The organism is Chryseosolibacter histidinae (genome assembly GCF_018598225.1).
Classification (GTDB): domain Bacteria; phylum Bacteroidota; class Bacteroidia; order Cytophagales; family Cyclobacteriaceae; genus Chryseosolibacter; species Chryseosolibacter histidini.
Genome location: NZ_JAHESF010000008.1, coordinates 21362 through 34057 on the forward strand (window position 1 = coordinate 21362; position 12696 = coordinate 34057).

The window sequence follows — 12696 nt, forward strand, 5'->3', positions numbered from 1 at the left end:
ATTATTGCAAAGATTGCCAAGCCATGAACAATTCCAAACTGTTGTTTTACGATTTCGTTAAAGCGATCACCCTGCCCGAAAGCAGGGAAGAAATACAGGGCATTGCTTATCTCGTGTTTGAAAATCTGCTGGGGCTCTCCAAAGCCCAGATCCTGGCCGAAAAGACCATTACAGTTTCACCATCTCATGAGGCGAAGCTGCGGGACGCCGTGCAGCGCATCAACCAACATGAGCCTGTGCAATATGTGCTGGGTGAAGCGGATTTTTTTGGCCGCAAGTTTCAGGTAAGTCCGGCTGTGCTGATCCCCCGACCTGAAACGGAGGAGCTTGTACGTTTGATCATTGACCGCACTACAACGGATGAGCCCAAGATCCTTGACATCGGCACGGGAAGCGGATGTATACCTATAACCCTGGCGCTGGAGATCGCCGGATCTATCGTTTACGCTACGGATGTTAGCACTGCGGCATTGGCGGTGGCGAAAGACAATGCCATAAAACTCAACGCCAGAGTCACGTTCATGGAACACGACATCCTCAAAGAGGAGCTCACGTTGCGCGCACTTGATGTAGTGGTGAGCAACCCGCCTTACATCGCACCAGAAGAGCAGCGCGATATGAAAAGCAATGTGGTTGATCACGAACCCCACCTCGCACTTTTTACCCCCGTAGATGATCCGCTGATCTTTTACCGGACCATCGTTAACAAAGCAAAAGCTGCCCTCAGGAGCGGAGGATTATTATGCATGGAGATCAACGAACGGTATGGCGAAGCGGTGCTCGAATTGCTTACAGCTGCCGGATATAAAGACGTACAAATTATAAAAGACCTGTCGGGCAAAGACAGAATCGTGAAGGGATTGCTTTAAAAAAACTTCGTGGTGCTTCGTGCCCCTGATGCCGTTGTGTTGAATAACCGTAAAACACCACAAAGGCACGAGGAACACAAAGCACCACAAAGAGAGCTTAGGTTAATTATAATAATATCGCGTTTCTGATTTCGCCGGGGTCTTTTTATAATGCGTAGTCATCACCGTGGGATATCCATCGGCATCGTACTCATAAGTATAGACCATGGGTATCATTGTAGGGAAGGCACACCCGGTATACACTACATCTTCCGTTAGCCTGTTGTTCACAGAATAATTGCGCAGCAGGAAGTCGACATAACCCACATGCTTCAAAGGGTTGATGTTCTTGTCGTAGAAATAACTTCCTTCGCTGCAAAGCTGGCTTCCCCGGGTGGTCTTATCGGTTTGAATGTTCTTCCATTTGTAGAAGAATTCGTATTGAAATCCCTGTCCGTTAGAAAAAGTGTACGCGGCGTTGATCAGCCTGTCGGTATAATTGTAGGTGAAGTCTACCGCCGCACTTTCAACACCGTTCTTCAGCTCCACAATACGAGACACGTTGCCGTTATCCTCATAATCGTAACCGTATACAAGATCGGCGCTGGTGGCACCCTGCTGAAAATACAGGATCATATTTACCCTTCCGGCGATGTAGTTGAATTTGGCATAACGTTCAGGAACAAATGAATCCGTTTCCTTCACATACCTGTAGTGCGTGAGCCTGGTCACCTTTCCGGCAGCATCGTACTCGTAGCCGATCTTGGACTGAGGCTCCATGGTGTGTGAACCGGGATTTTCCGGATCAGCGGTCGTAAAATAGCTGATGTAATGAGAGATCTTCTTCGGTGCTGCAGCGCCGCCCAGCACGTACGTAACGGGTTGAGGGCCGTCTTCACGATTTGCCCAGAGGTATTCTCTTTTGAAGATCTGCTGGTCATAGATCCCCCACTGGCGAAGCTCGATGGTATAAAGATCCAGGCCTGCGTTGATCTCGAGCACATTATCGGCGGGACCGACATAATCAAATTCCTTTTTCCATTTCTCGACCTTGAGCGAGTCAAATCCTCTTACCACAAGCTTTGTATCAACATCGAGGTAATCGGTATTACCAACGCGAAGTTGTACTTTCACTTTGATCTTCATCGTTTCGGGAGCATCCACCACTTCAAAACCGAAGCTTGCGTATCCAAAGCTCTGGGGCTTATCCAGTGCCGTAACCGTCAGCACCTGTGGCTTCACTTCAACGCTGGCATTCGCGGTGACTGTAAAATCCAGCGGAAGCGGATCATTCACGGCAGCAGCCTTTTCAGAACCTTCCAGTGGCGTGGCGTGGATCACTTTGTTGTCGCTGTTCAGCACGAGAAATTTAGTGATGGAATAACGTCCTACCGTGAGCGCTAAACTTTCCGTAACATAACCCTGTCCGAATTGCAGCAAGTCGAGCTTTTTGTTCTCCAACACAACATTCCCCTGATTGTCTTCCAGTGTCAGCAGCAATGATGCGGGCGTACTTTCCGCCGACTGACGTCCATCTTCTGCGGTTTTAGCGCCTACCACAAAAGAAACCTGGCCATCCTTTTCGGTAATGGCCTCTTCACGATCACAGCTTAAGCTGCTCACGAGCAAAACGAGAAATAAAAAATGTTTGAATGAGGTTTTCATTTTTTTAATGAGAGAATTATACGTTTCAACATGAATGGGTGCCTGGAAGCTTTGCAGTTCCACGGCGATACATATACTCCTGCCGGGCGGGATAAGTTGCTACAGGTGTACCGTATTTTGACTATGCAGGACGAAATACGGGGATCACCGTACTGGGAAGGTACGAGGTACGAAATACGAAATACGTGGAGCCTCGATTGTAAACCCTGCTTGTATTAATCGTACCTCGTTCCCGATAGCTATCGGGATCGTACCTGTAGCTGGCAGTACTTCAAAAGCCGGACAAGCCGTGATCTTTAGCATACTGGATCAACTGGGCGAGGCTGGTGATCTTAAGCTTGCGTTTGATGTTGGTGCGATGGGTGTCTGCGGTGCGATCGCTGATGAAGAGCTCTTCGGCAATTTCTTTGTTGGTTTTTCCCTGAACGATCAGTCGCAGGATCTGCTTTTCGCGATGGGTAAGGTCGTTGGCCTCTGTGTGCTGCGGTGATCGTCCGGGGCTTATGCCTTCGGTCACGAATCCGTCGCTGCTCAGGATCTTATGGATGCTCTCGATGAACACTTCGCGATCTACGTTCTTGAGCAGGTAGCCATTGGCGCCGGCAGCGATCATCCTGCTTACAAAATGTGATTCATTGTGCATGGTCAGCACCATGGTTTTCACTTTCGGAAATTTCTGACAGATCGCCTTCACCGTTTCGAAGCCATCCATCTCGGGCATTTCGATGTCAACGATACAAATATGAGGCAAAGGTTGCATGTTCTGCATCGCTTCGATGAGGGCTTTGCCTGAGTTTACTTTGCCCACCAGCAAAAATCCGTCGATGCTCTGGATGAGTGTGGCCAGCCCTTCCAGCATCAGCTTATGATCGTCAGCAATAAAAATACGTACAGGTTCTTTCATAACGGAACGGTGAGTTGAACGAAGGTTCCCTGGCCAGGGTTCGACTCGATCAGCGCCTTACCGCCGATCAGCTCTGCCCGGGTCATGATGTTGGTGATGCCCGCACCCTGTTGCTGCGATGCGCGGTCAAATCCCCTGCCATCGTCACGGAATGAAAGCACGAGCGATCCGTTGTTGCGCGCCAGCCCTACGGTAACATGCAATGCCTCCGCGTGCTTCACTACGTTGTTCACCAACTCCTGGGCAATGCGGTACAGGTTTATTTCGAGGTCGCCCTGAAGGCGTTTCAATTCCGGCGGCGCACTGAACTCATATTGCGCCAGGCTTTTTTTCAGCAGCTCCTCGAGGGCAGGAACCAGTCCGTCTTTCATCAGGGAATAAGGCAGGATCTGGTGCGAGATGTTGCGCGCTTCGGTGCAGGCTTCATCCATGATCTTTGAAGCTTCGCGGATCCGGTTCACCATGAGATTCTTGTCGGTGTTGGTATCCACTGCTTCCAGCGACATCTTGGCCGCGCCCAGCACCTGCACCAGGCCATCGTGAATGTCGCGAGCAATGCTCTGCTGAACTTCTTCCTGGGTATGCACAATGGTTTGAAGGCGCAGATGATCCTGCCGCTGCTTCTCACGTTGCAGCCGCACCCGGTGACGGTTTCTCAGAACGATGAGAACGACCATCAGCACCAGCACCGTAACAACTGAAACGCCTGCGATCACGGCTTGCTGATACTTCTGATGCTCAATCACCACTTCCTTTTCAGCGATCGTTTTTTTATGTTGCTCGGCTTCGTACTGCTCGCGCAGCTCCTCCACGGCCGTGAACCGTTTCAGCGACTGGGCACTGTCCTGGTAAAAGATTGATCGTTTCAAATTCGAATAAGCGTCCCTGTAATTTCCTGTGAGCGAATCGATCTTCGAAGCATCCCTGTAGAAGTAGTACATGAACATCACGTCACCCAGGGTTTTGCTGATTGACATGCCTTCTTTCAACGCAGCCCGTGCCTTATCGTATCTTTTGATCTCGCCATACGATTCAGCGATGTTCAGCAGGTCGTTCTGCAACTGGCGAAGCTGGCCGAGCTTTCTTTTGATGGCAATGGCTTCTTCTGCAAATTCGATCGAACCGGCAAGATCTCCATCGCCGTGCCTGAGAATGGCGAGCGAGGCCAGCACATAACTGCGCACAGGTAAATTCCCCGAAAGGTCAGTTATATTTTTCGCACGGCCGAGATAATGGGCGGCCTCTTTTCCTTTGTCCATCACCATGTAGGCGTTGGCCATGCGGGTGTAGTTCTGTGCGATGAGGTTGGCATGCCTGGACGAGTCGCAGAGGGCAACCACTTTCCTGAGATGGCCGATCACCACATTCATGTCGGTATCCTGGTTGAAATAAATGCGCGCCATACCGCTCAGGCTAAGGGCCATCAGCCTGGAGTCTTTCAACGCTGCAGCCTTGTCATAAGCCTGCTGCCAGTACGGCAACGATTTTTCATGAAGGTTCTGGTTGTACCAGCAACGCGCCGTGGCCATGGCTGTCATCACCTCATTTCTGGGCGATGGATCCAGCTTCATGCTTTCGCCAAGGTACCAGAGAACGGAGTCGTAAGCAGCCAATGACGCAAGGCAGTTGGCGATGCCATTGAATGCCCGCGCACGCAACGCACCGGTGATCAGCGGACGACTTTTACGATACGCTTCCAGCGCCTTGGTGGTGTATCCATCGTCATCTTCAACATCACCCAACAACAGATAAGAAACGCCGGGTGCTGATCCGGACTCCTGCGATATAGCCAGCGCACGTTCAACCCAGTAACGGGCCAGTTTTGTCTGCCCCCGGTCAAGATAATATTGCGCTGAATCGTTGGCAGCACTTGACGTGAAAGAAGACTCTTGCTGAAAGGCATCACTGTTTGCCTGTGCGCAAAACGTGACGGAGATCAGTAACGCCAACAAAATACAGGGAACTGATGAGGTCATTTTGCTTGTGGGATTTTGAACTTTAAAGATGCTGAAAAGACAGTTAACGGGAAACCGGGATTTTTAGTTACCCATCTCTTGTAACAGCAGTGCTGAGTAAATATTTACCTGGCTATAAACGGAAGGTTCTTCACCCATTTTGGTAACGGCTTTAAAACCGGCCTGGGGTGCAAGCAACTGTAAGGCGGCGTAGCTCACGGGAAAGGGCACCCATTGGTTGCCGGTATCTCTGTCGTACTCGATCAAAATGATGCGGCCCGATGGTTTGAGGATCTTTTTCAGGTACGTCAGAAACGCCAGGGTGTGTGGCACATAGTGCAATGCATTGGCGATCAGTATACCATCCAGCGGACCGGGATCAGGTTCTTCGTTGATAAAATCCGTACGGAGCTTATTCAGCGTTACCGGCGCCGATCCCAGATCGATGGCTTTCAAGGCAGTAGCGTCTTTATCAATGGCATGCAGGGAGCTACCGGAAGGCAGACGTGTTGCCAGCGCCCTGGTGAACAATCCATTTCCGGCGCCAAAGTCTGCCCAATGCTGTGGCCCGGTGGTATGATGGATACCTTTTTCAATAAGACGGATGGCAACTTCCAGTTTCATGGGTAGTTAAATATCCTCAATTAATAGTAATTTCGCGCTTTAAATTAAAAATCAAATGAAGATAGCAGAGATCCATACAAAAAAAGGAGTGATGAAGATCAAGTTCTTCGAAAAAGATGCTCCCAACACCGTGAAGAACTTTATTGACCTTGCTGAGCATAACTTTTATGATGGCCTCATCTTTCACCGGGTAATCCCGAATTTTGTGATCCAGGGCGGTTGTCCTAACGGCATTGGTAACGGAGGCCCCGGTTACAAGATCGACTGCGAGCTTACCGGCGACAACCAGTACCACGACCGCGGTGTACTTTCTATGGCGCACGCCGGACGCAACACCGGAGGGTCACAATTCTTCATCTGCCACAACCGTGAAAATACCAAACATCTCGACCGCAACCATACTGTTTTCGGAAAAGTATATGAAGGTCTTGAAGTGATCGATCAGATCAGGCAGGGAGATAAGATGGAGAAGGTTGTGATTACGGAGGTTGAAGGATAAAAAGAAGTCAGGAGCCAGGAGTCAGAAGAAGGAGTCAGGAGTAAGAAGTAAGTAGTAAGGAGGGGGGTAGTCTTCGATTGATGGGTGGGCTCGCGTATTTCGAATTTTTGTTCCCGATAGCTAGCGGGATCGCACCTGAATTGTTATGAGAAAAAAGCTTGCTGCTGAAGAGGGTGAAAGAAAAAAGTTCAGTGCAACTTTTGCGCGGTTTGGGAAGAAGGTGAATTATAAGGGGTATAGCGAGACTACGGTTCTGCTCACCAATATTGTTGATGTTGAAACCGGCAAGGTGGTGGCGGATCATCTTTGGTTCACCTATACTGCAGGATTTGAAAAGGCCGGTCTCACCGAAGGAGTTTCCATTGAGTTCGAAGCGAGGGTAAAGGAATATTCAAAGGGGTACGTGAATAAACGGATTGGTGTTAACAACCGGAAGAAAGATTATAAACTGAGTCATCCCACCAGAATAGTAGCAGTGAGTAAGTAAAAGGTACGATCCCGATTGCTATCGGGAACGAAGTACGTGGTGCCTTGATTGTAGGCCCTGCATTCCGTACCTCGTCCCTCGTACTTCGTACCTACAAACAGGCTATTTAGTTGGTGAGTCCGGTGCATGTGTTGAGAATTTGTATACCTTTTCGCTTCAAATTTTAAATCCAAAATCTAATGATAGCAGCAAAAGGATATGCGGCGCAGAACGCGAAATCGCCATTGGCACCTTTCTCGTTCAGCAGAAGAACGCCGGGAGAGAATGATGTACATTTCAAGATCCTGTATTGTGGCGTTTGTCACTCGGATCTTCACCAGATACGCGATGAGTGGGGCGGATCGATCTATCCCATGGTTCCGGGGCATGAGATCGTTGGCCGTGTGACGAGTGTTGGAAGCAACGTTAAAAAATTCAAAGCCGGCGACCTGGCCGCTGTAGGTTGTATGGTGGATTCATGCCGCACCTGCGAGAATTGCAAAAAAGGACTCGAGCAGTATTGCCTCAACGGCATGGTGGGCACCTACAACAGCTATGAAAGAGATGGAAAAACACCCACTTATGGAGGCTACTCCAATGAGATCGTGGTGCACCAGGATTTTGTTTTAACTGTCGATGCCAGCCTGCCGCTGCAGGGTGTAGCGCCGCTGCTTTGTGCAGGCATCACTACTTACTCGCCGCTGCGTTACTGGAAAGTTGGCAAGGGCCACAAGATCGGCGTGCTCGGGCTCGGGGGCCTGGGTCACATGGCTGTGAAATTCGCTTCTGCGTTCGGCGCCGAAGTAACAATGCTCAGCACCTCACCTTCGAAAGAAGCGGATGCCAAACGGTTAGGGGCCCATCACTTCGCCCTCACTTCCGATGCCCAGAAAGTAAAATCACTCAGGGGTTATTTCGATTTTATTCTCGACACAGTCTCCGCTCCCCACGACTACAACATGTACCTGCGCATGCTGAAAACCGGCGGTACACATATCTGCGTGGGCGCACCGCCAACACCTGCGGAAGTAGAAGCATTCAGCCTCATTGTGAGCAGAAAAAGTATTGCTGGCTCCATGATCGGCGGCATTCCCGAAACACAGGAGATGCTCGACTACTGCGCCGCCAACAAGATCGTTTCAGATGTTGAAGTGATCGCCATGAAAGATATCAACGCAGCGTATGAACGGATGCTGAAAGGTGACGTGAGATACAGGTTTGTGATCGATATGGCCACGCTCTAGTCTGGTTGCCAGTTGCCGGTCTCCAGTTGCCAGTTTAGGGTAGTGTATCTTTGACGTTCAGTGCAAAGATCGAAACAGGGGATACGAAGCACAGAAGTGTGTTTTTACACCTCCCGAAACCGGCCATCCGGAAACTGGCAACCGGCAACCATTAAGCCACGTCACAGATCTGAACGCCTTGTTTCAGCGATGCGATCTTGTCTTCGCGCTTCGGAATAAATTCCTGGGCAACAAAACCTTTGAATCCTGTTTCCACAATGGCCTTCATGATGGCGGGATAATGCAGCTCTTGTGTGTCGTCGATCTCATTCCGGCCGGGAACACCGCCGGTATGGTAATGCGAGATGTATTTGTTGTATTTGCGGATGGTGGCGATCACGTCGCCCTCCATGATCTGCATGTGATAGATGTCGTAGAGCAGTTTGAAATTCTCAGAGCCCACCTTGTCGCACAGCGCCACGCCCCATTCGGTGTGGTCGCACTGGTAATCCTTGTGATTCACTTTGCTGTTGAGCAGCTCCATTACCATGGTAACTTTGTATTTTTCTGCGATGGGCATAAGGCGTTTCAGTCCTATGGCGCAGTTCTCGATTCCCTTTTCATCATCAAGGCCCCTGCGGTTGCCGGAGAAGCAGATGATCTGGTTGAGCCCTGCGTTGGCAACTTTCGGGATGATGGCTTCATAACTTGCCACGAGCTCATCGTGTAATTTTAAATCGTTAAAACCGTCGTTGATGCCTTTGCCTGCGCCCCACGGCAGCGCTGATGTAAGTCCGTACTTCTTCAATATAGGCCACTCTTCCGGTCCTACCAGCTCAACGGAAGCCAGGCCAATGTTCTTGGCGGCCTTGCACAGGTCTTCCAGGGGAATGTCGTTATAACACCAACGGCAAACAGAGTGGTTTACTTTTCCTTTCAGATCGTGGGCAAGCGCAGTTTCTGCCGCCTCCACCCTGTGCGACAAAGATATTGCCGCGGCAGCACCAGTGGCCGCCACCATCTTTTTCAATGCTCCTCGTCTCGAGGTCTGATCGTCACGCATTTTCATATACTTGTTTTTTTAACAGCCGGATAAGTTAAGCAATTACTTTTAAACGACGCATGACCGTTAAGGTATATTCTCTCTCGCCACCAGCAACTTACATGCGCTTACCTGTCCGCCATTGATCCCGAACAGGAATACATCGTTCGCCCTGATCACACTTCGTACATCACCCTTCAGCCTGAGACCCGATTGCGACTGCGGAACACTGGTGAAATTGCCCTTGCCATCATTCCGCAGCAGCAGCCCCTCGTTCGCATCGTACTTGCCAAACCGCAGGCGCGCACCGTTGATATTACCACACAGCAGCAGATCGGAATTTCCATCTTCGTTGTAATCCAACACGGTGACGGTATGAACCGGTGCATACTGTGCCTCCACAGGCAACGGCCTCTCTGAAAATTTTCCATTCGCATTCCGCTCAAAATAGGTTGTCTTCAAAGTGTTGGCAGACAGGCGTGCAACACCCTGCAGCTCATTGTCAAGAAAGATATCTTGCAACGAGGCATCGGCGAAACTTTTGTAATCAGGGAAACGCTTTTTCAGGTAGGGAAGCTGATCGAGAAGCTCATCACGGCTCACGTATGGAAAACGTTGCCCCATGATGTAAGTGCAGAGCACAGGATCAACGGATCCGTTGTTATCAAAATCCTTGTAGAGCATTTCGGCCGGCTCTTTGTCTGACACCTTGCACTGCGAGTTCAGTCCCAGGTTGCCGACCATCAGGTCAACATTGCCATCACCGCTAAGGTCTTCCGCCGCAAGGGTATTCCACCATCCGCGATACGGCTTATCGAAATAGTTTGTGGTCTCATCTGTCAGTGTGCCTTCGTGATTGATAAAAATGGTCACGGGCATCCACTCTCCCACGATAATAAGGTCTTGTCTTTTGTCATTGTTCAGGTCCAGCCACTGCGCATCGGTCACCATTCCGATGTTTTGAATCGCAGGGGCAAGCTTCGCGGTCAGATCCTGAAATCGTCCACGACCATCGTTGATGAGTACGTAACTGCGCGGCGCTTCAGGGTAACGTCCGGGGATCACCCTACCACCAACGAACAAGTCAGGATGACCATCAGCATTCACGTCTGAAACCTTCACGCAGCTGGTGCTGGTGCGCATTGGCGGAAGCGCTTCCAGGCTTTTGGTGAAGTTTCCTTTGCCATCGTTCACATATAACCTGTCTTGCAGCAGCGCATCTTCGGGTTCAAAGTTGTGATAACCTCCGCTGCAAACATAAAGGTCGGCATCGCCATCACTATCAGCATCAAAAAATGCAGCATCGGTATCATCACTGTTCTTATCTGTTTCAAAAGCTGGCTGTGTGCTCCTGACAAACCTGCCGTTCTGTTGTAACCACAATTCACCAGCCTGCCCGGCCCCTCCTCCCGCGTAAACATCTTCCTGTCCATCGCCATTAACGTCGCCTTTCACTAGGCATCCACCTTCAAACGACATCGGATTTACCATCAAGGGTTGCCGTTTAAAATCGTTGACCTTAGCACGTTGATGCGTGAATGGGAGCAACGAGCTCGTCTGCTTAAATACTGCCTGCAACTTTTGTGACGATCTTTTTCCCGGCCGCGCATCGGCTTCATTCAATTCTATCTGTGCATCGGCTTTGACGTTCGTCAACATTTGACTGCCGCCACCCAGCCATTGCACGGATACAGAGTCAGCCACCGAATCTTCACCCAGCCCGAAGTGCAGCACCGGCGATACGCTCGACTGATAACCCCGCGACGGCATTTGCTCCGCATACAATTTCTTTGAACCCACATGAACGGTGACCCGCGCCCCCAATCCGGAAGTATTTTTGTCTTTGCCCTTGAGCCTGATCTTCAGATAGTGATGTTTTCCCTGGCGGTTAGCCTGGTTCTGATAGATGAACGCCGGTTGATTGATGTTGTTCACCACCAGGTCGAGATCACCGTCGTTGTCGAGGTCTGCATAGGCAGCACCGTTACTGTTGGAGGGTTGCTTCATTCCCCAGGCAGTGGTTGCGTTGGTGAACGTACATCCGCCATCGTTCCTGAACGCATAGTTCACCACGTTGGATGCCGGAATCCTGTGAACGAGATCGAGCACGTCTTCACGTTTCAGCCTGCCTTTCTGTTGCACGTAATTATCCATGTAGCGGATAAAATCCATGTTGGTGTAGTCGCGCAGGTATCCGTTGGTAACGTAAAGATCTTTCCATCCGTCGTTGTCATAATCGGCAAACAACGATGCCCAGCTCCAGTCGGTGTTCGATACACCGGCAAGCTGCCCCACTTCGGCAAACGTATTATTACCCGTATTGAGGTGGAGCATGTTGCGCATGTATTGATAATAAAATCCCACGCGCAGGTTCAGCTCAAATTTTCCATAGTTGTCGGGCGATAACAGCAGTTTTTGCCTCCGGTTGTCTTCGGGCAGCATGTCGAGTGTAAAGATATCGGGAAGGGCATCGTTGTTAATATCGGCCACGTCATTGCCCATGGAGAATTGAGAGGTGTGCCCGATGTACTCCCTGAGCTTGTCTGTAAAAGTGCCGTTGCCGTTATTGATATATAAAAAATCGGGCACGTTATAATCGTTTGAAACATAGATATCAGTGAAGCCGTCCTGGTTGATATCGGCTACGCCTGCGCCCAGGCCGTACGATAAAGCCGAGCTGTTGAGCCCTGAGCGGGAAGTGACGTCCCTAAATTTTCCGTTGTTGTTCCTGAGCAACCGCACGCCACTGACGTCGTCTGTCTTTTTCAGCAATGCTGATGTTGCCGTCTCATTCAGCTCAGGCAACGCGTTGATGTTATGATTGAGCAGGAACGCATCGAGGTCGTGATCATTGTCGTAATCGAAGAAGAACGCCTGGGTTGCAGAAGTTGAAAGGGCAAGTCCGTATTGTGCGGCTTCTTCTTTAAAAACAGGCACGCCCTTTTCATTCACACCCTGATTGATGTAAAGCTTCTGTGTTCTGTTCTCCGGCTTCACGTTGCCGGAATAACACACGTAAATATCGAGCAGGCCGTCGCCATTCACATCGGCCATGGTAACACCGGTCTTCCAGGGACCTTCCCTGCCCGCAACGCCTGACGCCTGGGTCGCATCTTCAAACTGCATGTTTCCCTTGTTCAGGTATAAGCGGTTTGCCGTCATGTTCGCGGTGAAATAAATATCATCCAGCCCATCGCCATTCACATCGCCCAAGGCAACACCTCCGCCATTGTAAAAGTACTCGTACATGAGCACGTTGGTGTTCAATCCTTCCTCCAGCAAATTCTTAAAGCTGATACCGGTACGCTCGGGTGGCAACGATACAAACAGGGGGTCAGCCTGCTGCGTAACGGGTGCTTTTTCTTCATTCACAGGCTGCGTACGACAGCTCACCAACAGCATCGCGGGAAGCAAAAGACCAATGTAATTTTTGAGCATGTTCATGAACGGGATGTATCTGCTATCGCTTA

10 protein-coding genes are annotated in these 12696 nt (G+C 50.2%); 4 read left to right on the forward strand and 6 right to left on the reverse strand.

Annotated features, from left to right (window positions below):
* Nucleotides 1-23 precede the first annotated feature (23 nt).
* Nucleotides 24-869 (forward strand): peptide chain release factor N(5)-glutamine methyltransferase, encoded by an 846-nt coding sequence (prmC, locus tag KK083_RS09840; protein ID WP_254162971.1) that lies wholly within the window; start codon nucleotides 24-26, stop codon nucleotides 867-869.
* Between the two features lie 102 nt (nucleotides 870-971).
* Here prmC and KK083_RS09845 read toward each other — a convergent pair whose 3' ends face one another.
* From KK083_RS09845 to KK083_RS09860, 4 genes are all read right to left on the reverse strand, one after another.
* Entirely contained in the window at nucleotides 972-2513 is a 1542-nt protein-coding gene (locus KK083_RS09845) for a hypothetical protein (RefSeq protein ID WP_254162973.1), read from the reverse strand.
* A gap of 271 nt (nucleotides 2514-2784) precedes the next feature.
* Nucleotides 2785-3417 (reverse strand): response regulator, encoded by a 633-nt coding sequence (locus KK083_RS09850; RefSeq protein ID WP_254162975.1) that lies wholly within the window; start codon nucleotides 3415-3417, stop codon nucleotides 2785-2787.
* The gene (locus KK083_RS09855) at nucleotides 3414-5393 is read right to left on the reverse strand and encodes an ATP-binding protein (protein ID WP_254162977.1); all 1980 of its coding nucleotides are present in this window, start codon (nucleotides 5391-5393) and stop codon (nucleotides 3414-3416) included. The genes KK083_RS09850 and KK083_RS09855 overlap by 4 nt, the downstream gene beginning before the upstream one ends.
* A gap of 63 nt (nucleotides 5394-5456) precedes the next feature.
* Entirely contained in the window at nucleotides 5457-5996 is a 540-nt protein-coding gene (locus tag KK083_RS09860) for a class I SAM-dependent methyltransferase (RefSeq protein WP_254162979.1), read from the reverse strand.
* Nucleotides 5997-6051: 55 nt separating this feature from the next.
* Between KK083_RS09860 and KK083_RS09865 the strand changes: the two genes are divergently transcribed.
* The 3 genes from KK083_RS09865 to KK083_RS09875 all read left to right on the forward strand — a co-directional run bounded on the left by KK083_RS09865 (nucleotide 6052) and on the right by KK083_RS09875 (nucleotide 8205).
* A complete protein-coding gene (locus tag KK083_RS09865; RefSeq protein ID WP_254162981.1) occupies nucleotides 6052-6495 on the forward strand; it encodes a peptidylprolyl isomerase in 444 nt (147 codons plus the stop codon).
* A gap of 145 nt (nucleotides 6496-6640) precedes the next feature.
* Nucleotides 6641-6982 carry a hypothetical protein gene (locus tag KK083_RS09870; protein WP_254162983.1) on the forward strand — a complete coding sequence of 114 codons (342 nt, stop codon included), beginning with the start codon at nucleotides 6641-6643 and terminating at the stop codon, nucleotides 6980-6982.
* A gap of 179 nt (nucleotides 6983-7161) precedes the next feature.
* On the forward strand, nucleotides 7162-8205 hold the full coding sequence (locus KK083_RS09875; protein ID WP_254162985.1) for an NAD(P)-dependent alcohol dehydrogenase: 1044 nt from the start codon (nucleotides 7162-7164) through the stop codon (nucleotides 8203-8205).
* Nucleotides 8206-8356: 151 nt separating this feature from the next.
* Here the strand turns inward: KK083_RS09875 and KK083_RS09880 are convergent, their stop codons facing one another.
* Together KK083_RS09880 and KK083_RS09885 are read right to left on the reverse strand one after the other, a co-directional pair.
* Entirely contained in the window at nucleotides 8357-9253 is an 897-nt protein-coding gene (locus KK083_RS09880; protein WP_254162986.1) for a hydroxypyruvate isomerase family protein, read from the reverse strand.
* A gap of 60 nt (nucleotides 9254-9313) precedes the next feature.
* Nucleotides 9314-12670 (reverse strand): VCBS repeat-containing protein, encoded by a 3357-nt coding sequence (locus KK083_RS09885; RefSeq protein ID WP_317195222.1) that lies wholly within the window; start codon nucleotides 12668-12670, stop codon nucleotides 9314-9316.
* Nucleotides 12671-12696 lie beyond the last annotated feature (26 nt).